Here is a 24,604-nt window from a genome sequence, read left to right as displayed (position 1 = left end):
AAAAGCAATGTCGCGAATCGGCAAGCTCCCCATCCAGGTTCCCGCCGGTGTGGACGTCACCATCGATGGCCGCACGGTCGCGGTGAAGGGCCCCAAGGGTCTCCTCTCGCACACCGTTGCCGCGCCGATCGAGATCGTCAAGGGTGAGGACGGCGTTCTGAACGTCACCCGCCCCAACGACGAGCGTCAGAACAAGGCCCTGCACGGCCTGTCCCGCACGCTGGTGGCGAACATGATCACCGGCGTGACCACGGGATACGTCAAGGCTCTCGAGATCAGCGGTGTCGGTTACCGCGTCGCCGCGAAGGGCTCCGCTCTGGAGTTCCAGCTTGGTTACAGCCACCCGATCCTGATCGAGGCGCCCGAGGGCATCTCCTTCAAGGTCGAGTCGCCCACCAAGTTCTCGGTCGAGGGCATCGACAAGCAGAAGGTCGGCGAGGTCGCCGCCAACATCCGCAAGCTGCGGAAGCCCGACCCGTACAAGGCCAAGGGTGTCAAGTACGCCGGCGAGGTCATCCGCCGCAAGGTCGGAAAGGCTGGTAAGTAGCCATGGCATACGGTGTGAAGATCGCCAAGGGCGACGCGTACAAGCGCGCTGCCAAGGCTCGCCGCCACATCCGCATCCGCAAGAACGTCTCGGGTACGGCGGAGCGTCCGCGCCTCGTCGTGACGCGTTCCAACCGCAACATCGTTGCTCAGGTCATCGACGACCTCCAGGGTCACACCCTGGCGTCCGCGTCGACCCTGGACGCTTCGATCCGCGGTGGCGAAGGCGACAAGAGCTCGCAGGCCCAGGCTGTCGGCGCGCTCGTCGCCGAGCGTGCCAAGGCTGCGGGTGTCGAGACCGTCGTGTTCGACCGCGGTGGCAACCGATACGCCGGGCGCATTGCCGCTCTGGCTGACGCCGCCCGCGAAGCCGGGCTGAAGTTCTAAGCCCCGGTTCCGGGACTCACGGACGTAACAGAGAGAGGTAATCCAATGGCTGGACCCCAGCGCCGCGGAAGCGGTGCCGGTGGCGGCGAGCGGCGGGACCGGAAGGGTCGCGACGGTGGCCCTGCCGCCGAGAAGACCGCTTACGTTGAGCGCGTTGTCGCGATCAACCGCGTCGCCAAGGTTGTCAAGGGTGGTCGCCGCTTCAGCTTCACCGCGCTGGTCGTGGTGGGCGACGGTGACGGCACCGTAGGTGTCGGTTACGGCAAGGCCAAGGAAGTTCCCGCGGCCATCGCCAAGGGTGTCGAGGAAGCCAAGAAGAACTTCTTCAAGGTTCCCCGTATCCAGGGCACCATCCCGCACCCGATCCAGGGCGAGAAGGCGGCCGGCGTTGTCCTGCTGAAGCCTGCTTCCCCCGGTACCGGTGTTATCGCCGGTGGCCCGGTGCGCGCCGTTCTGGAGTGCGCCGGCGTTCACGACATCCTGTCGAAGTCGCTCGGCTCCGACAACGCGATCAACATCGTGCACGCGACCGTGGAGGCCCTCAAGGGCCTGCAGCGTCCCGAGGAGATCGCGGCTCGCCGCGGTCTGCCCCTTGAGGACGTCGCCCCCGCGGCTCTGCTTCGTGCGCGTGCTGGGGCGGGTGCGTAATGGCTCGCCTCAAGATCACGCAGACGAAGTCGTACATCGGCAGCAAGCAGAACCACCGCGACACGCTGCGTTCGCTCGGGCTCAAGCGCCTGAACGACGTGGTCGTCAAGGAGGACCGCCCCGAGTTCCGCGGAATGGTTCACACCGTCCGCCACCTCGTGACGGTTGAGGAGGTTGACTAATCATGGCTGAGAACAGCCCGCTGAAGGCCCACAACCTCCGTCCCGCCCCCGGCGCCAAGACCGCGAAGACCCGTGTCGGTCGCGGTGAGGCGTCGAAGGGTAAGACGGCCGGTCGTGGTACGAAGGGCCAGAAGGCCCGTTACCAGATCCCGCAGCGCTTCGAGGGTGGGCAGATGCCCCTCCACATGCGCCTGCCGAAGCTCAAGGGCTTCAAGAACCCGTTCCGCACCGAGTTCCAGGTTGTCAACCTGGACAAGCTCGGCGCTCTCTACCCCGAGGGTGGAGAGGTCACGGTGGCCGACCTGGTCGCCAAGGGCGCGGTGCGCAAGAACAGCCTCGTCAAGGTCCTGGGCCAGGGCGAGATCTCCGTGGCGCTGACGGTTTCGGTTGACGCCGTTTCCGCCTCCGCCAAGGAGAAGATTGCCGCTGCCGGCGGCACCGTCACCGAGCTCGTCTAAGACGAACTCTTGTGACAAATAGCTAGAAACCTGACCGGGGATGCCTCACATATGGGGCATCCCCGGTTGGTCGTTCCACGGGGGGCGCAGTCGCCGGTAAGGTGGCCTGCACCTTTGCTTGTACGTATTCACCTTCCCTCAGACCGTCACCTCTGACGCAGTAGCGCGGGGGTCGCAGGAGGCACCGTGCTCACCGCGTTCGCCCGGGCGTTCAAGACGCCCGACCTGCGCAAGAAGCTGCTCTTCACACTCGGCATCATCGTGCTGTTCCGGCTCGGGTCCCACATCCCGGTGCCCGGCGTGAGCTACAAGAACGTTCAGATCTGTGTCGACCAGGCCGGGAGCAGCAACAGCCTCTTCGGTCTCGTCAACATGTTCAGCGGCGGTGCGCTGCTGCAGATCACGATCTTCGCGCTCGGCATCATGCCGTACATCACGGCGAGCATCATCCTGCAGCTGCTGACCGTGGTCATCCCGAAGCTGGAGAACCTCAAAAAAGAGGGCCAGTCCGGCACCGCGAAGATCACCCAGTACACGCGCTATCTGACGGTCGCACTCGCGATCCTGCAGGGCACCGGCCTCGTCGCCACCGCCCGCACTGGTGCCCTGTTCCAGGGCTGCCAGGTCGCCAGCCAGATCGTTCCGAACCGGTCGATCTTCACCACCATCGTCATGGTCGTCACCATGACCGCGGGTACCTGTGTCGTCATGTGGCTCGGCGAGCTCGTGACCGACCGCGGCATCGGCAACGGCATGTCGATCCTGATGTTCATCTCGATCGCCGCCGGCTTCATCGGCGCGCTGTGGCAGATCAAGCTCCAGGGCAAGATCGCCGACGGCTGGGTCGAGTTCGGCGTGGTCATCCTCGTCGGCCTGGCCATGGTCGCCCTGGTCGTCTTCGTCGAGCAGGCACAGCGGCGGATCCCGGTCCAGTACGCGAAGCGCATGATCGGTCGCCGTGCGTACGGGGGCACCTCGACGTACATCCCGCTCAAGGTGAACCAGGCGGGTGTGATCCCGGTCATCTTCGCCTCGTCGCTGCTGTACATCCCGGCGCTGATCGTCCAGTTCAGCGGTTCGACCGCGGGCTGGGCCACCTGGATCCAGAAGCACTTCGTCAAGGGTGACCACCCGTACTACATCGCCGCCTACTTCCTCCTGATCGTCTTCTTCGCGTTCTTCTACGTGGCGATTTCTTTCAACCCCGAGGAAGTTGCAGACAACATGAAGAAGTATGGTGGGTTCATCCCGGGTATCCGTGCGGGTCGACCCACCGCCGAGTACCTGAGCTATGTGCTCAACCGGATCACCTGGCCGGGGTCGCTGTACCTGGGTCTCATCGCTCTTGTGCCGACGATGGCGTTGGCCGGCTTCGGAGCGAACCAGAACTTCCCGTTCGGCGGGACGAGCATCCTCATCATCGTGGGTGTGGGTCTGGAAACCGTGAAGCAGATCGAGAGCCAGCTCCAGCAGCGCAACTACGAAGGGTTCCTCCGCTGATGCGAATCGTCCTCGTCGGACCGCCCGGTGCGGGCAAGGGAACGCAGGCCGCGTTCCTTGCGAAGAACCTGTCGATCCCGCACATCTCCACGGGCGACCTCTTCCGCGCCAACATCAGCCAGAACACCGAGCTGGGCCAGCGCGCGAAGGCGTTCATGGACGCCGGTGACCTCGTCCCCGACGAGATCACCATCGGCATGGCCAAGGACCGGATGGAGCAGCCGGACGCCGTGAACGGCTTCCTGCTGGACGGCTTCCCGCGCAACGTCTCGCAGGCCGAGGCGCTGGACGAGATGCTGCAGACGGCGAGCATGAAGCTCGACGCCGTCCTCGACCTGGAGGTCGAGGAGGACGAGGTGGTCAAGCGCATCGCCGGCCGCCGGATCTGCCGCAACGACTCCGCGCACGTCTTCCACGTCGTGTACGCCGCGCCGAAGACCGAGGGCGTCTGCGACGCCTGCGGCGGCGAGCTGTACCAGCGTGACGACGACTCCGAGGCCACGGTCCGCAACCGGCTGGAGGTCTACCACACGCAGACCGAGCCGATCATCGACTACTACAAGGCCCAGGGCCTGCTGGTGACCATCCCGGCCCTCGGTGAGGTCGCGGACGTCACGCAGCGCGCGATGGACGCCCTCAAGAAGTAGTACCCCCTGTTGTGCAGTACGGCCGCGGTGTCCCCAGGACCCCGCGGCCGTCTGCATGACGCGGATGGTGACGACCTCAGCCAATAATTGAGGAACCACAGCGGAGAGCAACCACCTCCGCGAGAGCGGCGGCGGTCTAGCCGCACAGAAGGGCAGGCACTTCCCATGGTCCAGATCAAGACCCCCGAGCAGATCGCGAAGATGCGCGAGGCAGGGCTGGTCGTCGCCGCGATCCACGCGGCGACCCGTGAGGCGGCCGTGCCGGGCGCCACGACGCGGGATCTGGACATGGTGGCCCGCAAGGTCATCGCGGATGCCGGGGCCAAGTCGAACTTCCTGGGCTACGGGGGCTTCCCCGCGACGATCTGCACCTCGGTGAACGAGGTCGTCGTCCACGGCATCCCGGATGACAAGACGGTCCTCAAGGACGGCGACATCATCTCGATCGACGCCGGCGCGATCGTCGACGGCTGGCACGGCGACGCCGCGTACACGGCCTTCGTGGGCTCCGGTCACGCTCCGGAGCTCGTCGAGCTCTCCCGGGTGACCGAGGAGTCCATGTGGGCCGGCATCGCCGCCATGAAGCTCGGCAACCGCCTCGTGGACATCTCCAAGGCGATCGAGGGCTACATCAAGCGCCAGCCGCGGCCGGCCACCGGCGACCACAGCCTCGGCCGGTTCGGGATCATCGAGGACTACGGCGGTCACGGCATCGGGTCCGAGATGCACATGGACCCGCACCTGCTGAACTACGTCTCGCGCAAGCGGGGCAAGGGGATCAAGCTGGTCCCGGGCGTGTGCCTGGCGATCGAGCCGATGGTCTCCCTCGGTACCCCCCAGACGGAGGTACTCGCGGACGACTGGACGGTCATCACCACGGACGGCACCTGGTCCTCGCACTGGGAGCACTCGATCGCCCTCACCGAGGCCGGTCCCATCGTCCTGACCAGCCCGGACTGCGGCAAGGCGAAGCTGGCGGAGTACGGCGTGACCACCGCGCCGGATCCGCTCGGTTAATGATCTAGTGTGTGGGGCAAACTTTCCGGATTCGTCTTTCTGGGTGCCCTGACGTAGACTGACTCGTCGGCTCCTTTGCACCCGCATGTCCGCATGCGAAGCAGGGAGCTGACCAAGGTAGCCGATTCGAAGGGCGAAGCGTGGCCAAGAAGCAAGGTGCCATCGAGATCGAGGGCACCGTGATCGAGTCCCTCCCGAACGCGATGTTCAAGGTGGAACTGCAGAACGGTCACAAGGTCCTCGCGCACATCAGCGGCAAGATGCGTATGCACTACATCCGCATCCTCCCGGATGACCGGGTCGTTGTGGAGCTGTCTCCGTACGACCTCACGCGTGGCCGGATCGTCTACCGATACAAGTAGATCTTGTCCTCACTCCTGCCTGGGCATCCGTCCCGGTGCGGGTGGTGGCACTGACCCGGAGAACCTCACCAACATGAAGGTCAAGCCGAGCGTCAAGAAGATCTGCGACAAGTGCAAGGTGATCCGCCGTCACGGTCGGGTCATGGTCATCTGCGACAACCTGCGCCACAAGCAGCGCCAGGGCTGACGCACGCCGACCGACCTGCACTACGCAGTTCTTCGCGCGACGTAAGAAAACGTACATACGCAGAACCCGCCCAGCCCTGTACGGGGCCGGCGGTACCTCCGGCGGGGGCCGGGGACCCGGACGTACCACCACCCATCAGGTGTGGTCGGCGGTCGGGGTCGGTTCTGTGGAAGACCCCCGAACACACAGGAGCCATTGAATGGCACGCGTTTCCGGTGTTGACATCCCGCGCGAAAAGCGTGTGGAGATCGCACTCACCTACGTCTTCGGTATCGGGCGCACCCGGTCCAAGGAGATCCTCGCCTCCACCGGCGTGAACCCGAACACCCGCGTTCGTGACCTGGCCGAAGAGGACCTCGTCAAGATCCGCGAGTACGTGGACGCCAACCTCCGTACCGAGGGTGACCTCCGCCGCGAGATCCAGGGCGACATCCGCCGCAAGATCGAGATCCAGTGCTACCAGGGCATCCGCCACCGTCGTGGCCTGCCGGTGCACGGTCAGCGCACCAGCACGAACGCGCGTACCCGCAAGGGCCCGCGTCGCGCGATCGCCGGTAAGAAGAAGCCGGGCAAGAAGTAGTCCTGTTCAGCGGTCTTGCGCTGTAGGACCGACCACCTCCCGTAGGAGATTTAGATGCCCCCCAAGGGTCGTCAGGGCGCTGCCAAGAAGGTGCGCCGCAAGGAAAAGAAGAACGTCGCTCACGGGCACGCCCACATCAAGAGCACGTTCAACAACACCATCGTTTCGATCACGGACCCGTCCGGCAACGTGATCTCCTGGGCCTCCGCCGGCCACGTCGGCTTCAAGGGCTCGCGCAAGTCCACCCCCTTCGCCGCGCAGATGGCCGCCGAGTCGGCCGCCCGCCGCGCGCAGGAGCACGGCATGCGCAAGGTTGACGTCTTCGTCAAGGGTCCGGGCTCCGGCCGCGAGACCGCGATCCGCTCCCTCCAGGCCACCGGCCTTGAGGTCGGCTCGATCCAGGACGTCACCCCCACCCCGCACAACGGCTGCCGCCCGCCGAAGCGCCGCCGCGTCTGACGCAGCGACGCCTGTGCGTCTTTGAGTGTCCGGGCGGTACGACCCCTTCGGGGGCCGTGCCGCCCGTACCCTTGCAGTACCCAGCAGTACATGTCGGGCGTCAAATAGTGGGCGTCCACGACTGAAGGAACACAGACATGCTTATCGCTCAGCGTCCTTCGCTGACCGAAGAGGTCGTCGACGAGTACCGCTCGCGGTTCGTGATCGAGCCGCTGGAGCCGGGCTTCGGCTACACCCTCGGCAACTCGCTGCGCCGCACGCTCCTGTCCTCGATCCCGGGTGCCGCTGTCACCAGCATCCGCGTGGACGGAGTCCTGCACGAGTTCACCACCGTGCCCGGTGTCAAGGAAGACGTCACCGACATCATCCTCAACATCAAGCAGCTGGTCGTCTCCTCGGAGCACGACGAGCCGGTCGTGATGTACCTGCGCAAGCAGGGCCCCGGCCTGGTCACCGCTGCCGACATCGCGCCCCCGGCCGGTGTCGAGGTGCACAACCCGGACCTGGTCCTCGCCACGCTCAACGGCAAGGGCAAGCTGGAGATGGAGCTGACCGTCGAGCGCGGTCGCGGCTACGTCTCCGCCGTCCAGAACAAGCAGCTGGGCCAGGAGATCGGCCGCATCCCGGTCGACTCCATCTACAGCCCGGTCCTCAAGGTCACCTACAAGGTCGAGGCGACCCGAGTCGAGCAGCGCACCGACTTCGACAAGCTGATCGTCGACGTCGAGACCAAGCAGGCCATGCGCCCGCGCGACGCCATGGCGTCCGCCGGCAAGACCCTGGTCGAGCTGTTCGGTCTGGCCCGCGAGCTCAACATCGACGCCGAGGGCATCGACATGGGCCCGTCCCCGACGGACGCCGCCCTGGCCGCCGACCTGGCGCTGCCGATCGAGGAGCTGGAGCTCACCGTTCGGTCGTACAACTGCCTCAAGCGCGAGGGCATCCACTCCGTGGGTGAGCTCGTCGCCCGTTCCGAGGCCGACCTGCTCGACATCCGCAACTTCGGTGCGAAGTCGATCGACGAGGTCAAGGCGAAGCTGGCCGGCATGGGCCTGGCCCTCAAGGACAGCCCGCCCGGATTCGACCCGACCGCCGCCGCCGACGCCTTCGGCGCCGACGACGACGCGGACGCCGGTTTCGTCGAGACCGAGCAGTACTAAGAAAAGACTTTCCCGGGGCGGCCGCCCCGGGGGAACTGACACCGGTACCTGACACGGCCGGTGCAGATATGAAGGAGTAACACCATGCCGCGTCCCGCAAAGGGTGCCCGTCTGGGCGGCTCCGCCGCACACGAGAAGCACCTTCTCGCGAACCTCGCGAAGGCGCTCTTCGAGCACGGCCGCATCACCACCACCGAGGCCAAGGCCCGCCGCCTGCGTCCCTACGCCGAGCGTCTGGTCACCAAGGCCAAGAAGGGCGACATCCACAACCGTCGCCTGGTGCTGCAGACGATCACGGACAAGAGCATCGTGCACACGCTGTTCACCGAGATCGCCCCGCGCTACGAGAACCGCCCCGGTGGTTACACGCGCATCACCAAGATCGGCAACCGTCGTGGCGACAACGCCCCGATGGCCGTGATCGAGCTGGTCGAGGCCCTCACGGTCGCCCAGCAGGCCACCGGTGAGGCCGAGGCCGCCACCAAGCGCGCCGCGAAGGACGCCGAGGCCGTGGCCGAGGCTCCCGCCGCCGAGGAGACCAAGGAGGCCTGATCCCGCTCCGGGATCGAGCTTGCTTGATCGGCTTTGAACGGGTCCGCCCCTTCCCGGGGCGGGCCCGTTCTGCATTTTCTGACCTTCTCGCGTTTCTGAGAGGATCGCTCACGTGAGTGACGAGGTGGAGCCCGGGCACGTCCGGGTGCGGCTGGACCTGAGCTACGACGGCAAGGACTTCTCCGGCTGGGCGAAGCAGCGCGTGCTGCGGACGGTGCAGGGTGAGCTGGAGTCGGCCCTGCAGACCGTGATGCGGCTGCCGGACCCGGTCGAGCTGACCGTGGCCGGGCGGACCGACGCGGGCGTGCACGCACGCGGCCAGGTCGCCCAGTTCGACCTGGCCGAGGAGGTGTGGGCCGAGCACCACGACAAGCTGCTGCGCCGCCTCGCGGGCCGGCTCCCGCACGACGTGCGGGTGTGGAGGGCCGCCGAGGCCCCGGAGGGCTTCAACGCCCGGTTCTCCGCCATCTGGCGCCGCTACGCCTACCGGGTCGGCGACCACCAGGGCGGCGTCGACCCGCTGCGCCGCGGGCACGTGCTGTGGCACCAGTGGCCGCTGGACGTGGACGCCATGAACGAGGCCGCCGCCCCGCTGCTGGGCGAGCACGACTTCGCCGCGTACTGCAGGAAGCGCGAGGGCGCCACGACCATCCGCACCCTCCAGCAGCTCAGCTGGGAGCGCGCCGAGGACGGGATCATCACCGCGACCGTCCGCGCCGACGCCTTCTGCCACAACATGGTCCGCTCGCTGGTCGGAGCCCTGCTGCACGTCGGGGACGGGCACCGGCCGACCGACTGGCCCGGCAAGGTCCTGCGGGCGGCCGTACGGGACTCCTCGGTGCACGTCGTGAAGCCGCACGGACTCACCCTGGAGGAGGTCGGCTACCCGGCGGACGAGCTGCTGGCCGCCCGCAGCAAGGAGGCGCGGAACATGCGCACCCTCCCGGGCGCCGGCTGCTGCTGACCGGCTCCGCCCGTACCGGCCTAATCCGTTTGGGCGGATCGGCGCCGGGCCTGGACAATGCCCGGCATGGGACATCTCGAAGCCAGCCACCTGGAGTACTACCTTCCCGACGGGCGGGTACTGCTCCCCGACGTCTCCTTCCGCGTGGGGGAGGGGTCGGTCGTCGCCCTCGTCGGGGCGAACGGGGCCGGCAAGTCGACCCTGCTGAAGCTGATCTCCGGTGACCTCCAGCCGCACGGCGGCGGGACCACCGTCAGCGGCGGACTCGGCGTGATGTCGCAGTTCGTGGGCTCGGTGCGGGACGAGACGACCGTACGGGACCTGCTGGTCTCGGTGGCCCAGCCGCGGCTCCGGGCGGCCGCGAAGGCCGTCGACCACGCCGAGCACCTGATCATGACGGTGGACGACGAGGCCGCCCAGATGGCGTACGCGCAGGCGCTCAGCGACTGGGCCGACGTCCAGGGCTACGAGGCGGAAACCCTGTGGGACGTCTGCACCATGGCCGCACTGGCCATTCCGTACGACGCAGCGCAGTTCCGCGAGGTGCGCACGCTGTCGGGCGGTGAGCAGAAACGCCTCGTCCTGGAGGCGCTGCTGCGCGGGCCGGACGAGGTGCTGCTGCTCGACGAGCCCGACAACTACCTGGACGTCCCGGGCAAGCGCTGGCTGGAGGAGCAGCTCAAGGCCACCCGCAAGACGGTGCTCTTCGTGTCGCACGACCGGGAGCTGCTGTCCCGGGCCGCCGAGAAGATCATCAGCCTGGAGCCGAGCCCCACCGGTACGGACGTGTGGGTGCACGGCGCGGGCTTCGACACGTACCACGAGGCCCGCAAGGAGCGCTTCGCGCGCTTCGAGGAGCTCAAGCGGCGCTGGGACGAGGAGCACGCCCGCCTGAAGGCGCTGGTCCTGCGGCTGCGCAACCAGGCGGCGAGCAGCCCCGACATGGCCTCGCGCTACAAGGCGATGCAGACCCGCTTCCAGAAGTTCGAGGAGGCCGGGCCTCCGCCGGAGCCGCCGCGGGAGCAGGACATCAAGATGCGGCTCAAGGGCGGCCGGACCGGCGTGCGCGCGCTGACCGTGGAGAACCTGGAGCTCACGGGCCTGATGAAGCCGTTCTCGCTGGAGGTCTTCTACGGCGAGCGGGTCGCGGTGCTCGGCTCGAACGGCTCCGGGAAGTCGCACTTCCTGCGGCTGCTGGCGGGCGAGGACGTCAAGCACACGGGCGACTGGAAGCTGGGCGCGCGGGTGGTTGCCGGCCACTTCGCGCAGACGCACGCCCACCCCGAGCTGTTCGGCCGCACCCTCGTCGACATCCTGTGGACGGAGGCCGCGAAGCCGCTCGGCGCCGCCATGGGCGTCCTGCGCCGGTACGAGCTGGAGCGCCAGGGGGACCAGCCGTTCGAGAAGCTGTCGGGCGGCCAGCAGGCGCGTTTCCAGATCCTGCTGCTGGAGCTGGCGGGCACGACGGCACTGCTGCTGGACGAGCCGACGGACAACCTGGACCTGGAGTCCGCGGAGGCGCTCCAGGACGGCCTGGAGTCGTACGAGGGGACCGTGCTGTGCGTTACGCACGACCGCTGGTTCGCGCGCACATTTGACCGCTTCCTGGTCTTCGGTTCGGACGGTGTTGTACGAGAGACTCAAGAACCCGTATGGGACGAACGTAGGGTCGAGCGGAAGCGCTAGGGGGAGACCCTCCCCCTCGGCCGGAGTGAGGGGGAGGCGTTGTGGGCCTGCGGCCTGGCATCTGGCTCATGAAGCGGGAGAACCACGGCTCCTGCGACCGGCTGCTCGACCGGCTGCTGCGGCCCGCGTCCCGGCCCTGGCAGTTCGTCTCCCTCGCGGTGCTCCTGGGGGTCTGCGTCTCCACGAGCCTGCGGGAGAACTGGGGCTCCGACAACGCCTTCGTGGTCAAGGCGGCGCAGACGCTGCTGGACGGCGGGTCGCCGTACGAGGACAAGCGCTTCCTGTACCTGCCCAGCGCGGTCCTGATGGCCGTTCCCGAGGCGCTGCTGCCGACGACGGTGCTGCGCTGGAGCCTGCCGGTCGCGATGTCCGGGCTGCTGGGCACCGGGTGGCTGGCCGCGCTGCGGATGTTCTCGGTGCCGCTGCGCTCGCGTTTCGCGGTCGTCGGGTTCCCGGTGCTGGCCCTGGCCTACAAGCCGTACGTCAACCTCGTGCTGATCGGCAACTGGACGGCGATCTCGGCGGCCGCGCTGCCGGTGGCGCTGCTGCTCGCGCACCGGCGGCGCTGGGGGGCGGCCGGACTGGTGGTCGGGCTGGCGATCGCCTGCAAGCCGATGCTGGTGCCGGTCGGGCTGCTGTTCGTGATGGCGCGGCGGTGGCGGGGTCTGGCGGCGGCCGTGCTGGTGCCGCTGGGGCTCTCGCTGGCGGGGGCGCTGCTGATGCCGAACCCGTCGTTGTTCGTCACCAAGACCCTGCCGTTCCTGCTCCAGGGGCAGGACGCGTACGCGTTGCCCTGGGACGCCTCGCCGATCGCGGTGCTGCCCCGGCTGGGGGTGCCGGAGCCGGTGGCGGTGCTGGTGGCCTTCGCGGGGGCCGGGGCGGGGCTGTGGGCCGCCTGGACGCGGTGGCGGCGCACGGGGGAGGAGACGGACGGGGGAGAGCTGCGGCTCGTGGAGACGGCCTGCATGGTGATGCTCGCCGCATTCCTGGTCTCGCGGCCGTCGTTCGACCACTACCTGCTGGTGGTGCTGCCGCTGCTGCTGGCCTCGGCGGTGCGGCCGGGTTCGATACCCCGCTCGCCCTGGTTCTGGCTGGCCCTGGCGCCCCAGGTGGCCCTGATCCCGTGGCCCTCGGAGCTGGCCCGCAAGCGGCGCGCCTTCAAGGACTGCGCCACCCTGTGCGGGCTCGCGATCCTGCTGGCGCGTCGTGCGCTGCGCTCCGGTCGGGTTACCCTGGAGCCCGTAACAACTGCGGGGTCCCCACCCAGGACCGAACCGGAGTGCGCCGCGACGCCAGCAGAATCGGCATCGCGGACCGCGTTTTGACCCGTACGGGTCTGCTTGGGTATCCTGCTGGTTTGTTATGCGTATTGGCTTTCTCATTCTCACGTGAAAGGGCCTTACGCCGGTCCACCGGACCGATGACCAGCGGTTCACACGGGTTGCGTCCCCGATGTGAACGAGGGCTGTCGTGATCGTCCGTGGTGACCCTGTCAGGACCTTTCCCGCGGGGCTCGTGCCCCAGGGGATGCCACCACTGAAGAAGCGAAGGCATACGCGTGCGTACGTTCAGCCCCAAGCCCGGCGACATCTCGCGCCAGTGGCTCGTCATCGACGCCCAGGACGTTGTCCTCGGCCGTCTGGCGACCCAGGCCGCTGCCCTCCTGCGGGGCAAGCACAAGCCGACCTATGCGCCTCACATGGACATGGGCGACTTCGTCATCATCGTCAACGCCGACAAGGTGCACCTGTCCGGCAACAAGGCGTCCCAGAAGATGGCGTACCGCCACTCCGGCTTCCCGGGTGGTCTGCGTTCCGTGCGCTACGACGACCTCCTGGCGAACAACCCGGAGAAGGCCGTCGAGAAGGCCGTCAAGGGCATGCTCCCCAAGAACACCCTGGGCCGTCAGATGCTCTCGAAGCTGAAGGTCTACTCGGGCGACCAGCACCCGCACGCTGCCCAGCAGCCGGTGCCGTTCGAGATCACCCAGGTCGCGCAGTAGTTCCGGCCACCCCCTAAGACGTAGAAAATTCTGAGGAGCATCGTGGCCGAGACCACCGCCGAGACCCCCGTCGAAGAGTTCGAGGGCGTCGAGGAGTACACCACCGAGTCTGAGGTTGTCGTCGAGGGCGACTACACCTCCGAGTCCCTTGCCGGTCGCTTCGGCGACCCCCAGCCGGCCGCCGGCCTGGGCCGTCGCAAGAACGCCATCGCCCGCGTCCGGATCGTTCCGGGCACCGGCAAGTGGAAGATCAACGGTCGCACCCTTGAGGACTACTTCCCCAACAAGGTGCACCAGCAGGAAGTCAACGAGCCGTTCAAGCTGCTTGAGCTCGACGGTCGCTACGACATCATCGCCCGCATCGCGGGTGGCGGCGTCTCCGGCCAGGCCGGCGCCCTGCGCCTCGGTGTGGCCCGCGCCCTGAACGAGGCGGACGTCGACAACAACCGCCCGGCGCTGAAGAAGGCCGGCTTCCTTTCCCGCGACGACCGTGCGGTCGAGCGCAAGAAGGCCGGTCTCAAGAAGGCCCGTAAGGCTCCGCAGTACAGCAAGCGTTAATCTGCGCCTGCTGTTCAGCAACAACCGCCCCGGCAGCACTCTCCGTGCTGTCGGGGCGGTTCGTTTACCGCCACAAGCGGCAAATACATGTCACAAGCGGTCACAAACGAAGTGTGAACTCGGGAGGACAACAGTGGGACAACTCTTCGGGACGGACGGTGTACGCGGCGTCGCCAACGCGGATCTGACGGCTGAGCTCGCGCTCGGTCTCTCCGTGGCAGCTGCCCACGTACTCGCCGAGGCGGGCACCTTTGCGGGCCACCGGGCGACCGCGGTCGTCGGCCGCGACCCCCGCGCCTCCGGCGAATTCCTTGAGGCCGCCGTCGTCGCGGGCCTCGCGAGCGCGGGCGTGGACGTCCTGCGCGTCGGTGTGCTGCCCACCCCGGCGGTGGCGTATCTCACCGGTGCGCTGGGTGCCGACCTCGGCGTGATGCTCTCGGCCAGCCACAACGCGATGCCCGACAACGGCATCAAGTTCTTCGCCCGCGGCGGCCACAAGCTCGCCGACGAGCTCGAAGACCGCATCGAGGCCGTCTACGACGAGCACCGCACCGGCGCCCCCTGGGACCGGCCCACCGGTGCGGGCGTCGGCCGCGTCTCCGACTACGACGAGGGCTTCGACAAGTACGTCGCCCACCTCATCGGAGTCCTCCCCAACCGCCTGGACGGGCTCAAGATCGTCCTGGACGAGGCGCACGGCGCGGCCGCCCGCGTTTCGCCGGAGGCGTTCACCCGGGCGGGTGCCGAGATCGTCACCATCGGCGCCGAGCCGGACGGCCTCAACATCAACGACGGCTGCGGCTCCACCCACCTGGAGCTCCTGAAGCAGGCCGTGGTCGAGCACGGCGCCGACCTCGGCATCGCGCACGACGGCGACGCGGACCGCTGCCTCGCGGTCGACGCATCCGGCGCGGAGATCGACGGCGACCAGATCCTCGCGGTGCTGGCCCTGGCCATGCGCGAGGCCGGCCGGCTGCGCGGCAACACCGTCGTCGGCACCGTGATGTCCAACCTCGGCTTCAAGCTGGCCATGGAGGGCGAGGGCATCCAGGTCGTGCAGACCGGCGTCGGCGACCGGTACGTGCTGGAGTCGATGAAGGCGCACGGCTATGCGCTCGGCGGCGAGCAGTCCGGCCACGTGATCATCCTCGACCACGCCACGACGGGCGACGGCACGCTGACCGGCCTGATGCTCGCGGCGCGCGTCGCGGCCACCGGCCGGTCGCTGGCCGACCTCGTGGGCGTCATGCAGAGGCTGCCGCAGGTGCTGGTCAACGTCCCCGACGTGGACAAGTCCCGGGTCGCCACCTCCGCCGAGCTGGCCGCGGCCGTCGCCGACGCCGAGCGCGAGCTGGGCACCACCGGCCGGGTGCTGCTCCGTCCGTCGGGCACCGAGCCGCTCGTACGAGTGATGGTCGAGGCCGCCGACATCGAGCAGGCCCGCGCGGTCGCCGGCCGTCTCGCGGACGCCGTGAAGTCGGCGCTCGGCTAAGAGGCTCGCGGGCCCGGGTCCAGGGCCCGCCCCTCACTCACTGCGTGGCGCATCCGGCCGCCGGGTCATCCGGTCGTGCCGGGTGCGCCACAGCAGTTTCCAGGCCACGAGGGTCGGGCAGCCGGCGCGCACGATGCCGATCAGGTTCAGCGCCGGCTGGACCGCGGAGCCCCACATCTGCGGCAAGCCGCCGTAGAAGAAGGCGACGCGGCCGTGCGGGGTGGTGATCCGCACGTGCTGCATGCCCGCGCAGCAGCCCTCACAGTTTGCGCAGGCTCAGCTTCTGGACCTTGTGGTCCGGGCCTTTCCGCACGACGAGGGTGGCCCGGCCGCGGGTGGGCGCCACGTTCTCCAGCAGGTTCGGCTTGTTGATCGTCCGCCACATGGTCTGCGCGTACTCCAGGGCCTCCTCCTCGGAGACCTGGGTGTACCTGCGGAAGTAGGAGAAAGGATTCTGGAAGGCGGTCTCGCGCAGCTTCCGGAAGCGGTTGAGGTACCAGCGCTCGATGTCCTCGGGGCGGGCGTCCACGTACACGCTGAAGTCGAAGTAGTCCGCGAGGCCGACGCGCGTGCGGCCGTCCTTGCCGGGCAGGGCCGGCTGGAGGACGTTGAGCCCCTCGACGATGAGGATGTCCGGGCGCCTTACGACGAGCTGCTCGCCCGGGACGATGTCGTAGATCAGGTGCGAGTAGACCGGGGCCGTGACCTCGTCCTTCCCCGCCTTGATGTCCGCGACGAAACGGGTGAGCGCACGGCGGTCGTAGGACTCCGGGAAGCCCTTGCGGGAGGTCAGCCCGCGCCGCTGGAGCTCCTTCATGGGGTAGAGGAAGCCGTCGGTGGTGACCAGCTCGACGCGGGGGTGCTCGGGCCAGCGGGCGAGCAGGGCCTGGAGCAGACGGGCCACGGTCGACTTGCCGACGGCGACGGACCCGGCGACCCCTATGACGAACGGGGTGCCCTGCTGGGCGCCGTGGCCGTTCCCGGCGTCGCCGAGGAACGTGTTGAGGGTGCCGCGGAGGTTGCTGGTGGCACCGACGTAGAGGTTGAGGAGACGCGAGAGCGGGAGGTAGACGTCCCGGACCTCGTCGAGGTCGATGACGTCGCCGAGTCCGCGCAGCCGCTCGACCTCGTCTGCGGTGAGGGGGAGCGGGGTCCGCTCGCGCAGGGCGCTCCACTCGGCGCGGGTGAGGTCGACGTACGGGGAGACCTCGGCCCGGCGGTGAGGTCGCTCGGGTCGCTCGGGGCGCTCCATCGCGCTGTCCGGGCCGGGCGTGCTGCTTCGTGGCGGCGAAGTGATCACAGGGCCATTGTCGTGGCTCCGGGGCGGTTGTGGGTGGTGGGGTCGGTCACTTGGCGGACGGGCCCGCATCCGGGGCGTCCGGTCTCGCCCCGGTCACAGTCGGCGGCATGCGGCGGGAAGGGACCGGCCTTGATCGGATCGCCCCGTAGATTTGCCGATCATCGCGGCTCGTGTGCACGCCCTCCTCCGGATCGGGCGCAGTACGGGCCGTCCTGACGTTCGCCGCTGTTGTTCTGTTTTCTGGGGGAGATCTTTCGTGCGCAGCACCCTTGTCCGCCGTACCGTGCTGACCGCTTCGGCGGTGTCGCTGGCCCTGCTGGCCACCGCGTGCGGTTCGGACGCCGACAGCAAGGCCGACACCAAGGCCGATGCCAAGCCGTCCGCCGCCGCATCGTCCGCGGCCCCGGCCGCGAAGGGGAAGACGGACGCGGAGCTGGCCAAGGAGATCGTCACCCAGGCAGACCTGCCGGATCACGTCTTCAAGGCGTGGGGCGCGGACGAGATCGTCGCCGCCACCTCCGACAAGGCCGACTGCCTGCCGCTGGTCAAGGTGCAGTCCGGCGCCGCGCTCGGTACGCCCGCCGGTGTGGCGCGCACCAAGGTCACCGCCAAGCCGAAGGGCGCGTCCGCCGACGCCGCTCCCGAGGACAAGGTGAAGGCGGGCCTGGAGGCGCTCTCCGGCACCATCACCTACCTCACCCTGGCCTCCTACGAGGGCAAGGGTGCGGAGGAGGCCTTCGGCGCTCTGAAGACGTCCGGCGCAGCGTGCGCCGGCGGCTACACCGTGGACAACGGCGGGGACAAGATCAAGATCTCCAGGGTCGGCGCCGGCGCCGCCGTCACCGCGGGCGATTCGGCCCTTGCGTACGTGGTGGAGGCCGAGGGGGGAGGCCGGAAGACCACCTCCCAGCTCGTCACCGTGCGCAAGGGCAACACCCTGGCGACCTTCTACGGCCTGAGCCTGTCCGGCACGGCCGGGCAGCCCAAGCCGGTCGTGGACGCCCAGGCCGGGAAGCTCGGCTGAACCCCGGCCCGCAGGGCTGTTCGAAACATCCGTCAACCCCGCTCCGGCGCATTCGCCGGGGCGGGGTTTTCGTCTTGTTCAGGTACGGGGCAGGCGGCCGACTTCCGCGTACGCTGCGCCGTATGTGCGGAATTGTGGGTTACGTGGGAGCGCAGTCGGCGCTCGATGTGGTCATCGCCGGACTCAAGCGGCTGGAGTACCGCGGCTACGACTCGGCAGGGGTCGCCGTGCTCGCCGACGGAGGGCTCGCCGCCACCAAGAAGGCCGGAAAACTGGTCAACCTGGAGAAGGAACTGGTCGCGCATCCACTGCCGGCCGGTTCCACGGGGCTCGGGCACACCCGCTGGGCGACCCACGGCGGGCCGACCGACGCCAACGCCCACCCGCACCTCGACAACGCGGGCCGGGTGGCCGTCGTACACAACGGCATCATCGAGAACTTCGCCGCGCTGCGCGCCGAACTGGCCGGGCGCGGGCACCGGCTGGAGTCCGAAACGGACACCGAGGTCGTCGCCCACCTGCTGGCGGAGCGGTTCGAGGCCGGCGGGGACCTCGCGGAGGCCATGCGGCAGGTGTGCCGGCGGCTGGAAGGCGCGTTCACGCTGGTCGCGGTGCACGCCGATACGCCGGACGTGGTGGTCGGGGCGCGCCGCAACTCCCCTCTGGTGGTGGGCGTCGGGGAAGGCGAGAACTTCCTCGCGTCGGACGTGGCCGCGTTCATCGCCCACACCCGGTCCGCGATCGAGCTCGGACAGGACCAGGTCGTCGAGCTCCGCCACGACGGGGTCACGGTGACCGACTTCGACGGTGCGCCCGCGTCCGTACGGGCGTACCACGTGGACTGGGACGCCTCGGCGGCCGAGAAGGCGGGATACGACTACTTCATGCTCAAGGAGATCGCCGAGCAGCCGAAGGCCGTCGCCGACACCCTCCTGGGCAGGATCGACGCGAGCGGCTCGCTCAGCCTGGACGAGGTGCGCATCCCCGTCTCGGTGCTCCGGGAGGTCGACAAGGTCGTGATCGTGGCGTGCGGGACGGCCTACCACGCGGGCATGATCGCGAAGCTGGCCATCGAGCACTGGACCCGCATCCCGTGCGAGACGGAGCTGGCGAGCGAGTTCCGCTACCGGGACCCGATCCTGGACCAGCGGACGCTGGTGGTCGCGATCTCGCAGAGCGGCGAGACCATGGACACGCTGATGGCGCTGCGGCACGCGCGCGAGCAGGGCGCCAGGGTGCTGGCCATCTGCAACACGAACGGCTCGACGATCCCGCGCGAATCGGATGCCGTGCTGTACACGCACGCCGGCCCCGAGGTGGCCGTCGCCTCGACCAAGGCGTTCCTGACGCAGCTGGTGGCCTGCTACCTGGTCGCGCTGTACCTCGGGCAGGTACGGGGCACGAAGTGGGGCGACGAGATCGAGGCGGTGATCCGCGAGCTCTCCGACATCGCCGCGGCCGTGGAGACCGTACTGGAGACCATGGAGCCGGTACGGAAGCTGGCGCGGTCCCTCGCCGACAAGGACACGGTGCTGTTCCTCGGGCGCCACGTCGGGTACCCGGTGGCCCTGGAAGGCGCGCTCAAGCTCAAGGAGCTGGCGTACATGCACGCCGAGGGCTTCGCGGCGGGCGAGCTCAAGCACGGGCCGATCGCGCTGATCGAGGAGGACCTGCCGGTGGTGGTGGTCGTGCCGTCGCCGCGCGGGCGCTCCGTGCTGCACGACAAGATCGTGTCGAACATCCAGGAGATCCGGGCGCGCGGGGCGCGGACCATCGTGATCGCTGAGGAGGGCGACCAGGCGGTCGTCCCGTACGCCGACCACCTGATCCGGATTCCGGCGACGCCGACGCTCCTTCAGCCGCTGGTGGCGACGGTGCCGTTGCAGGTCTTCGCGTGCGAGCTGGCGACGGCCCGGGGGAACGAGGTGGACCAGCCGCGTAATCTCGCGAAGTCGGTAACGGTGGAGTGAGCGAAGCGGGTTGACGTTGTGATTATCGGTGTGGGGATCGATGTTGCCGAGATCGAGCGGTTCGGCGAGGCGCTGGCGCGCACGCCGCAACTGGCGGACCGGCTGTTCGTCGCATCCGAGTTGACGCTGCCGAGCGGCGAGCGGCGCGGGACCGCCTCGCTCGCCGCCCGGTTCGCGGCCAAGGAAGCCCTCGCCAAGGCGCTCGGCGCGCCCGGCGGAATGCTGTGGACCGACGCCGAGGTGTACGTCGAGGAGACCGGGCAGCCGCGGGTGCGGGTGTCGGGGACGGTCGAGGCCAGGGCGGTGGCGCTGGGCGTGAAGTCCTGGCACGTCTCGCTGAGCCACGACGCCGGTATCGCCTCTGCGGTCGTGATCGCCGAGGGGTAGCGTATGGTACGCTGCGCACCTGCCTCGGCAGCGGTCAGGGCTTGGCCGTCATGAGGCTCCCTAGAGCCGAATGAGAAACCACCTCGTTCGCGAGGAGGAGGAGTCACGCGTACTGCTTACAGCGTGGAGACAGTACGGAGCGCCGAGCGAGAGCTGATGGCGCGGCTGCCTGAAGGCAGTTTGATGCAGCGCGCGGCGGCCGGATTGGCCGCTGTTTGCGTTCAGCTTGTACCCCGGGTGTACGGGGCGCGGGTGGTGCTGCTGGTCGGACCCGGGGACAACGGCGGCGACGCGCTGTACGCGGGCGCCCGGCTGGCCCGGCGCGGCGCCGGCGTGACGGCCGTCCCGATGGATCCGCAGCGGCTGCACGCGGGCGGGCTGCGGGCGCTGCTGGCCGCCGGGGGCCGGGTGGCGCAGGACGTTCCCGGCCGGGCGGACCTCGTACTGGACGGGCTCGTCGGCATCGGTGGCCAAGGCGGGCTGCGGCCGGCCGCGGCCGCGTTGGTGGAGCGGATCCCGGCCGGTGCGGTCGTCGTCGCGGTGGACCTGCCGAGCGGGGTCGACGCGGACACCGGCGAGGTCGCCGGGGCGGCGGTCCGGGCTGATGTCACGGTGACCTTCGGGGCGTACAAACCGGGGCTGCTGATCGACCCGGGGGCCTCTCGGACGGGTGCGGTCCGGTTGGTGGACATCGGCCTGTCACTGCCGGAGCCGGATGCGCAGGCGTTGCAGCACGCCGATGTGGCGGACCTGCTGCCGGCGCCGACGGCGTCGAGCGACAAGTACCGGCGGGGCGTGGTCGGCATCGTCGCCGGGTCGGCGCAGTACCCGGGCGCGGCGGTGCTCGCCGTCGCGGGCGCGCTGCGGGGCGGCGCGGGCGCCGTGCGCTACGTCGGGCCGGCGGTGGACGCGGTGCTGGCGCGCTTCCCCGAGACGCTGATCGGGCGCGGCCGGGTGCAGGCATGGGTGGTCGGGCCGGGCCTGGGGGAGGGCCGGGCGGCCGAGGTCGCGCAGGCCCTGGCGGACCCGGTGCCGGTACTGGTGGACGCGGACGGGCTGCGCGGACTGGACCCGGCGGTGCTGCGGGCCCGGCCGGCCGAGACCCTGCTGACCCCGCACGCGGGGGAGGCGGCGGCGCTGCTCGGGGTGTCCCGGGAGGCGGTGGAGTCGGCCCGCCTGTCGTCCGTACGGTCGCTGGCGGCGCGGTACGGGGCGACGGCCCTGCTGAAGGGCTCGACGACGCTGGTGTCCCGCGGCGGCGGCCCGGTCCGGGTCAACCCGACGGGAACCGCGTGGCTGGCGACGGCCGGCAGCGGCGACGTCCTGTCGGGCCTGGCGGGCTCCCTGCTGGCCTGCGGCCTGTCGGCGCCGGACGCCGCTTCGGTCGCGGCCTACCTGCACGGTCTGGCGGGGCGCCGGGCCGCCTCCGGAGCCCCGGTCCTCGCCCAGGAGATCGCGGAGTCCCTCCCGGCGGTCTGGCGCGAAACCGGCCGCTCCTGACGCCCCGCCGAGGCGGGGCCGCCGGACCCCGCGCTCCCGGAGTGCTCCCAACGGGGGTGAAAAATACCGCTATACGGGCTGGGAACGGCGGTCGCGCGGGCCAGGGCCGGGCTCTGAGAGACTGGGGGCGATGAACGAGACACCGATGCGCGTGTACGCCGAGATCGATCTTGACGCCGTACGGGCGAACGTCCGCGCACTGCGCGCGCGGGCACCCCGGTCCGAGTTGATGGCCGTCGTCAAGGCGGACGCCTATGGCCACGGCGCGGTCCGCTGCGCCCGCGCGGCCCAGGACGCCGGTGCCACCTGGCTCGGCACCGCCACCCCCGAGGAGGCGCTCGCCCTGCGCGCCGCCGGGATCGGCGGGCCGATCATGTGCTGGCTGTGGACCCCCGACGGGCCCTGGCAGGCGGCCGTCGAGGCCGACCTGGACATCTCCGTCAGCGCGGTGTGGGCCCTCGACGAGGTGCGCAAGGCCGCGCACGCCGCCGAGCGCCCGGCCAGGATCCAGCTCAAGGCCGACACCGGCCTCGGCCGGGCCGGCTGCCAGCCCGCCGACTGGGCCGAGCTCGTCGGCGCGGCCGTCGCCGCCCAGGCCGAGGGCACCGTCCGGATCACCGGTGTCTGGTCCCACTTCGCGTGTGCCGACGAGCCCGGCCACCCCTCCGTCCCGCTCCAGCTGGCGGCCTTCCGCGACATGCTGGCGTACGCCGAGAAGGAGGGGGTCGAGCCGGAGGTCCGGCACATCGCCAACTCGCCCGCGACCCTGACCCTGCCCGAGAGCCACTTCGACCTCGTGCGCTGCGGCATCGCCGTCTACGGCGTGTCCCCGGCCCCCGAGCTCGGCACCGCCGAGGAGCTGGGCCTGCGGCCCGCCATGACCCTCAAGGCCTCCGTGGCGCTGGTCAAGACCGTACCCGGCGGCCACGGGGTGAGCTACGGACACCACTACGTCACCGAAGGCGAGACGAACCTCGCCCTCATCCCCGCCGGGTACGCCGACGGCATCCCCCGGCACGCCTCCGACCGCGGGCCGGTCTCCGTCGGCGGCAAGGTCCGCCGCGTCGCCGGCCGCGTCGCCATGGACCAGTTCGTCGTCGACCTGGGCAGCGACCTGGTGCGGGCCGGGGACGAGGCCGTCCTCTTCGGCCCCGGCGAGCACGGCGAGCCCACCGCCGAGGACTGGGCTCAAGCGGCACACACGATCGCCTATGAGATCGTCACCCGTGTCGGGGTGCGCGTTCCCCGGGTCTATCGCAACGGCTGAGGGCGGAGTGAGGACGGCGTGAGCGAGAACTGGCGCAAAGCCGGCTGGGCCGGCGCCGCGATCGGCGTGATAGCCGCAGGCGCGGCGGCCGGGGTCGCGGTCGAACGGATCACGGTCGGCCGCGGCATGCGCCGAAAGGCCCGCCTCGCGCTCGACGCCGCCGGGGACTACGGATCCCTGCGCGGGACCGCGGGTTCCTGCTACGCCGAGGACGGCACCGAGCTCTACCACGAGGTCGACGAGCTGCCCGAGGGCCCGAAGAAGCGGCCCCGGCTGCGCCGCAAGGGCCAGGCCGCCGCGACCGTCGTCTTCTGCCACGGCTACTGCCTCGCCCAGGACTCCTGGCACTTCCAGCGCGCCGCCCTGCGCGGACTGGTCCGCTCCGTGTACTGGGACCAGCGCAGCCACGGCCGCAGCGCACGCGGGTTCGCCCAGGCCGACGGCGAGCGCGTGACCATCGATCAGCTCGGCCGCGACCTGAAGACCGTCATCGACGCCGCCGCGCCCGAGGGCCCGCTGGTCCTGGTCGGCCACTCGATGGGCGGAATGACCGTCATGGCGCTCGCCGAGCAGTTCCCCGAGCTCATCCGCGACCGGGTGATCGCCGTCGCCCTGGTCAACACGTCCAGCGGGCACCTCGACCAGGTGACGTACGGGCTGCCCTCGGTCGGCATGGGGGCCGTACGCCGCATCCTGCCGCCCGTGCTCAAGGTGCTCGGCTCGCAGGCGGAGCTGGTGGAGAAGGGCCGCCGGGCCACGGCCGACCTCTTCGCCGGCATGATCAAGATGTACTCGTTCGGCGCGCCCCGCGAGGTGGACCCCGGGGTCGCACGCTTCGCCGAACGGCTCATCGAGGCCACCCCGATCGACGTGGTCGCCGAGTTCTACCCGGCCTTCCAGATCCACGACAAGAGCGCCGCCCTCCAGCGCTTCGCCGACATCCCCGTCACCGTGATCGCCGGCGACCGCGACATGGTCACCCCCGCCGCGCACAGCCAGGCCATCAAGGACGCACTGCCCGCCGCCGAGCTCGTGGTCCTGGAGTCCGCCGGGCACCTTTCGATGCTGGAGTACCCCGACCAGGTGACCGGGATGCTGACCGACCTGCTGGCGCGCACGGGCGCGGTCCCCGCAGCGACTAACGTTGGCGGGCATGGAAGAAGTACCGCTGGAAGCGCCGCGGGCACCGCGCAGTCAGGCACCGCAGCAGGGACCTGAGGTCCCCGACGCCGAGGCCCGCATCACCGTCGACTCGCCCGAGGCCATGCAGGAGCTGGGCCGCACCCTCGCCGGCCTGCTCCGCCCCGGCGACCTCGTCCTGCTGACCGGGGAGCTCGGCGCGGGCAAGACCACGCTGACCCGGGGCCTGGGCGAGGGACTGGGCGTACGGGGTGCCGTCACCTCGCCGACCTTCGTGATCGCCCGGGTGCACCCCTCGCTGAGCGGCGGCCCGGCGCTGGTGCACGTGGACGCGTACCGGCTCGGCGGCGGGCTGGACGAGATGGAGGACCTGGACCTCGACGTCTCGCTGCCCGAGTCCGTGGTCGTCGTGGAGTGGGGCGACGGCAAGGTCGAGGAGCTCTCCGACGACCGGCTGCACGTGGTGATCGCGCGGGCGGTCGGCCACGAGGAGGTCCTGGACGACGTACGGGAGGTCTCGGTGCGCGGGATCGGTGCGCGCTGGTCCGGGCCGGACGCACTGGCGGCCCTGTCCGCGGTGGCCCCGGCGCGGTAGGCCGGCGGAACAGGGGACCAGGGGAACCGGGAAC

Annotated in this window: 29 protein-coding genes; 27 read left to right on the top strand and 2 right to left on the bottom strand. The window is 69.7% G+C overall.

Annotated features, from left to right (window positions below; all coding sequences use genetic code 11):
* Positions 1-7 precede the first annotated feature (7 nt).
* The 20 genes from rplF to glmM all read left to right on the top strand — a co-directional run bounded on the left by rplF (position 8) and on the right by glmM (position 15,387).
* Complete coding sequence (gene rplF / locus ABTY04_RS16230; RefSeq protein WP_030154703.1) at positions 8-547, top strand: 50S ribosomal protein L6; 540 nt, start codon at positions 8-10, stop codon at positions 545-547.
* Positions 548-549: 2 nt separating this feature from the next.
* Positions 550-933: a 50S ribosomal protein L18 gene (rplR, locus tag ABTY04_RS16225; protein WP_030008471.1), complete on the top strand. Its 384-nt coding sequence runs from the start codon at positions 550-552 to the stop codon at positions 931-933.
* Between the two features lie 45 nt (positions 934-978).
* The gene (gene rpsE, locus ABTY04_RS16220; RefSeq protein WP_030008472.1) at positions 979-1,581 is read left to right on the top strand and encodes a 30S ribosomal protein S5; all 603 of its coding nucleotides are present in this window, start codon (positions 979-981) and stop codon (positions 1,579-1,581) included.
* Entirely contained in the window at positions 1,581-1,763 is a 183-nt protein-coding gene (rpmD, locus tag ABTY04_RS16215) for a 50S ribosomal protein L30 (protein WP_005313525.1), read from the top strand. The genes rpsE and rpmD overlap by 1 nt, the downstream gene beginning before the upstream one ends.
* A 2-nt stretch (positions 1,764-1,765) precedes the next feature.
* Positions 1,766-2,221: a 50S ribosomal protein L15 gene (rplO, locus tag ABTY04_RS16210; protein ID WP_030154704.1), complete on the top strand. Its 456-nt coding sequence runs from the start codon at positions 1,766-1,768 to the stop codon at positions 2,219-2,221.
* A 186-nt stretch (positions 2,222-2,407) separates the two neighbouring features.
* Positions 2,408-3,721 (top strand): preprotein translocase subunit SecY, encoded by a 1,314-nt coding sequence (gene secY, locus ABTY04_RS16205; RefSeq protein WP_030298219.1) that lies wholly within the window; start codon positions 2,408-2,410, stop codon positions 3,719-3,721.
* On the top strand, positions 3,721-4,368 hold the full coding sequence (locus ABTY04_RS16200; protein WP_030298220.1) for an adenylate kinase: 648 nt from the start codon (positions 3,721-3,723) through the stop codon (positions 4,366-4,368). Before secY ends, ABTY04_RS16200 begins: the two co-directional genes overlap by 1 nt.
* A gap of 165 nt (positions 4,369-4,533) precedes the next feature.
* On the top strand, positions 4,534-5,385 hold the full coding sequence (gene map, locus ABTY04_RS16195) for a type I methionyl aminopeptidase (RefSeq protein WP_352214013.1): 852 nt from the start codon (positions 4,534-4,536) through the stop codon (positions 5,383-5,385).
* Between the two features lie 140 nt (positions 5,386-5,525).
* Positions 5,526-5,747 (top strand): translation initiation factor IF-1, encoded by a 222-nt coding sequence (infA, locus tag ABTY04_RS16190; protein WP_003956442.1) that lies wholly within the window; start codon positions 5,526-5,528, stop codon positions 5,745-5,747.
* Between the two features lie 73 nt (positions 5,748-5,820).
* Positions 5,821-5,934, top strand: a complete 114-nt coding sequence (rpmJ, locus tag ABTY04_RS16185) for a 50S ribosomal protein L36 (protein ID WP_003956441.1) — start codon at positions 5,821-5,823, stop codon at positions 5,932-5,934.
* Between the two features lie 199 nt (positions 5,935-6,133).
* Entirely contained in the window at positions 6,134-6,514 is a 381-nt protein-coding gene (gene rpsM, locus ABTY04_RS16180; RefSeq protein WP_007265919.1) for a 30S ribosomal protein S13, read from the top strand.
* 54 nt (positions 6,515-6,568) lie between these two features.
* Positions 6,569-6,973 (top strand): 30S ribosomal protein S11, encoded by a 405-nt coding sequence (rpsK, locus tag ABTY04_RS16175; RefSeq protein ID WP_003956432.1) that lies wholly within the window; start codon positions 6,569-6,571, stop codon positions 6,971-6,973.
* Positions 6,974-7,110: 137 nt separating this feature from the next.
* The gene (locus ABTY04_RS16170; protein ID WP_007265920.1) at positions 7,111-8,133 is read left to right on the top strand and encodes a DNA-directed RNA polymerase subunit alpha; all 1,023 of its coding nucleotides are present in this window, start codon (positions 7,111-7,113) and stop codon (positions 8,131-8,133) included.
* 84 nt (positions 8,134-8,217) lie between these two features.
* Complete coding sequence (gene rplQ, locus ABTY04_RS16165; RefSeq protein WP_030298228.1) at positions 8,218-8,685, top strand: 50S ribosomal protein L17; 468 nt, start codon at positions 8,218-8,220, stop codon at positions 8,683-8,685.
* A gap of 112 nt (positions 8,686-8,797) precedes the next feature.
* Positions 8,798-9,649, top strand: coding sequence for a tRNA pseudouridine(38-40) synthase TruA (gene truA / locus ABTY04_RS16160; protein WP_352214012.1), 852 nt, complete (start codon positions 8,798-8,800; stop codon positions 9,647-9,649).
* 66 nt (positions 9,650-9,715) lie between these two features.
* Positions 9,716-11,335, top strand: a complete 1,620-nt coding sequence (locus tag ABTY04_RS16155; protein ID WP_502996651.1) for an ABC-F family ATP-binding cassette domain-containing protein — start codon at positions 9,716-9,718, stop codon at positions 11,333-11,335.
* Positions 11,336-11,403: 68 nt separating this feature from the next.
* Positions 11,404-12,660 (top strand): glycosyltransferase family 87 protein, encoded by a 1,257-nt coding sequence (locus ABTY04_RS16150; RefSeq protein WP_352214010.1) that lies wholly within the window; start codon positions 11,404-11,406, stop codon positions 12,658-12,660.
* Between the two features lie 233 nt (positions 12,661-12,893).
* Positions 12,894-13,337: a 50S ribosomal protein L13 gene (gene rplM / locus ABTY04_RS16145; protein WP_136213237.1), complete on the top strand. Its 444-nt coding sequence runs from the start codon at positions 12,894-12,896 to the stop codon at positions 13,335-13,337.
* 42 nt (positions 13,338-13,379) lie between these two features.
* The gene (rpsI, locus tag ABTY04_RS16140; RefSeq protein WP_030154718.1) at positions 13,380-13,895 is read left to right on the top strand and encodes a 30S ribosomal protein S9; all 516 of its coding nucleotides are present in this window, start codon (positions 13,380-13,382) and stop codon (positions 13,893-13,895) included.
* Between the two features lie 133 nt (positions 13,896-14,028).
* Positions 14,029-15,387 carry a phosphoglucosamine mutase gene (gene glmM, locus ABTY04_RS16135; RefSeq protein ID WP_352214009.1) on the top strand — a complete coding sequence of 453 codons (1,359 nt, stop codon included), beginning with the start codon at positions 14,029-14,031 and terminating at the stop codon, positions 15,385-15,387.
* A 33-nt stretch (positions 15,388-15,420) separates the two neighbouring features.
* On the opposite strand, the gene ABTY04_RS16130 is transcribed toward glmM, so the two are convergent.
* Both ABTY04_RS16130 and coaA read right to left on the bottom strand, forming a co-directional pair.
* Positions 15,421-15,630 (bottom strand): hypothetical protein, encoded by a 210-nt coding sequence (locus ABTY04_RS16130; protein WP_352214008.1) that lies wholly within the window; start codon positions 15,628-15,630, stop codon positions 15,421-15,423.
* Between the two features lie 16 nt (positions 15,631-15,646).
* Complete coding sequence (gene coaA / locus ABTY04_RS16125; protein ID WP_352214070.1) at positions 15,647-16,639, bottom strand: type I pantothenate kinase; 993 nt, start codon at positions 16,637-16,639, stop codon at positions 15,647-15,649.
* Positions 16,640-16,943: 304 nt separating this feature from the next.
* On the opposite strand from coaA, the gene ABTY04_RS16120 reads away from it, so the two are divergent.
* The 7 genes from ABTY04_RS16120 to tsaE all read left to right on the top strand — a co-directional run bounded on the left by ABTY04_RS16120 (position 16,944) and on the right by tsaE (position 24,570).
* On the top strand, positions 16,944-17,711 hold the full coding sequence (locus ABTY04_RS16120) for a hypothetical protein (protein ID WP_352214007.1): 768 nt from the start codon (positions 16,944-16,946) through the stop codon (positions 17,709-17,711).
* A 122-nt stretch (positions 17,712-17,833) separates the two neighbouring features.
* Entirely contained in the window at positions 17,834-19,681 is a 1,848-nt protein-coding gene (gene glmS / locus ABTY04_RS16115; RefSeq protein WP_352214006.1) for a glutamine--fructose-6-phosphate transaminase (isomerizing), read from the top strand.
* Positions 19,682-19,699: 18 nt separating this feature from the next.
* Positions 19,700-20,068, top strand: a complete 369-nt coding sequence (locus ABTY04_RS16110; protein ID WP_352214005.1) for a holo-ACP synthase — start codon at positions 19,700-19,702, stop codon at positions 20,066-20,068.
* Between the two features lie 156 nt (positions 20,069-20,224).
* Positions 20,225-21,568, top strand: a complete 1,344-nt coding sequence (locus ABTY04_RS16105; protein ID WP_352214069.1) for an NAD(P)H-hydrate dehydratase — start codon at positions 20,225-20,227, stop codon at positions 21,566-21,568.
* A 130-nt stretch (positions 21,569-21,698) separates the two neighbouring features.
* A complete protein-coding gene (alr, locus tag ABTY04_RS16100; RefSeq protein WP_352214004.1) occupies positions 21,699-22,835 on the top strand; it encodes an alanine racemase in 1,137 nt (378 codons plus the stop codon).
* Between the two features lie 18 nt (positions 22,836-22,853).
* A complete protein-coding gene (locus tag ABTY04_RS16095) occupies positions 22,854-24,053 on the top strand; it encodes an alpha/beta hydrolase (protein WP_352214003.1) in 1,200 nt (399 codons plus the stop codon).
* Complete coding sequence (gene tsaE / locus ABTY04_RS16090; protein ID WP_352214002.1) at positions 23,989-24,570, top strand: tRNA (adenosine(37)-N6)-threonylcarbamoyltransferase complex ATPase subunit type 1 TsaE; 582 nt, start codon at positions 23,989-23,991, stop codon at positions 24,568-24,570. The genes ABTY04_RS16095 and tsaE overlap by 65 nt, the downstream gene beginning before the upstream one ends.
* Positions 24,571-24,604: the final 34 nt, after the last annotated feature.

The organism is Streptomyces sp. NPDC097981, assembly GCF_040302565.1.
Classification (GTDB): domain Bacteria; phylum Actinomycetota; class Actinomycetes; order Streptomycetales; family Streptomycetaceae; genus Streptomyces.
Note: the sequence above shows the minus strand (reverse complement) of the source record. Positions and strands in the feature narration are given on the sequence as shown.

Coding starts and splice junctions, on each gene's coding strand:
- rplF (WP_030154703.1), top strand. CDS start 8: ATGTCGCGAATCGGCAAGCTCCCCATCCAGGTTCCCGCCGGTGTGGAC.
- rplR (WP_030008471.1), top strand. CDS start 550: ATGGCATACGGTGTGAAGATCGCCAAGGGCGACGCGTACAAGCGCGCT.
- rpsE (WP_030008472.1), top strand. CDS start 979: ATGGCTGGACCCCAGCGCCGCGGAAGCGGTGCCGGTGGCGGCGAGCGG.
- rpmD (WP_005313525.1), top strand. CDS start 1,581: ATGGCTCGCCTCAAGATCACGCAGACGAAGTCGTACATCGGCAGCAAG.
- rplO (WP_030154704.1), top strand. CDS start 1,766: ATGGCTGAGAACAGCCCGCTGAAGGCCCACAACCTCCGTCCCGCCCCC.
- ABTY04_RS16200 (WP_030298220.1), top strand. CDS start 3,721: ATGCGAATCGTCCTCGTCGGACCGCCCGGTGCGGGCAAGGGAACGCAG.
- map (WP_352214013.1), top strand. CDS start 4,534: ATGGTCCAGATCAAGACCCCCGAGCAGATCGCGAAGATGCGCGAGGCA.
- rpmJ (WP_003956441.1), top strand. CDS start 5,821: ATGAAGGTCAAGCCGAGCGTCAAGAAGATCTGCGACAAGTGCAAGGTG.
- rpsM (WP_007265919.1), top strand. CDS start 6,134: ATGGCACGCGTTTCCGGTGTTGACATCCCGCGCGAAAAGCGTGTGGAG.
- rpsK (WP_003956432.1), top strand. CDS start 6,569: ATGCCCCCCAAGGGTCGTCAGGGCGCTGCCAAGAAGGTGCGCCGCAAG.
- ABTY04_RS16170 (WP_007265920.1), top strand. CDS start 7,111: ATGCTTATCGCTCAGCGTCCTTCGCTGACCGAAGAGGTCGTCGACGAG.
- rplQ (WP_030298228.1), top strand. CDS start 8,218: ATGCCGCGTCCCGCAAAGGGTGCCCGTCTGGGCGGCTCCGCCGCACAC.
- ABTY04_RS16155 (WP_502996651.1), top strand. CDS start 9,716: ATGGGACATCTCGAAGCCAGCCACCTGGAGTACTACCTTCCCGACGGG.
- ABTY04_RS16150 (WP_352214010.1), top strand. CDS start 11,404: ATGAAGCGGGAGAACCACGGCTCCTGCGACCGGCTGCTCGACCGGCTG.
- ABTY04_RS16130 (WP_352214008.1), bottom strand. CDS start 15,630: ATGCAGCACGTGCGGATCACCACCCCGCACGGCCGCGTCGCCTTCTTC.
- coaA (WP_352214070.1), bottom strand. CDS start 16,639: ATGGAGCGCCCCGAGCGACCCGAGCGACCTCACCGCCGGGCCGAGGTC.
- glmS (WP_352214006.1), top strand. CDS start 17,834: ATGTGCGGAATTGTGGGTTACGTGGGAGCGCAGTCGGCGCTCGATGTG.
- ABTY04_RS16105 (WP_352214069.1), top strand. CDS start 20,225: ATGGCGCGGCTGCCTGAAGGCAGTTTGATGCAGCGCGCGGCGGCCGGA.
- alr (WP_352214004.1), top strand. CDS start 21,699: ATGAACGAGACACCGATGCGCGTGTACGCCGAGATCGATCTTGACGCC.
- tsaE (WP_352214002.1), top strand. CDS start 23,989: ATGGAAGAAGTACCGCTGGAAGCGCCGCGGGCACCGCGCAGTCAGGCA.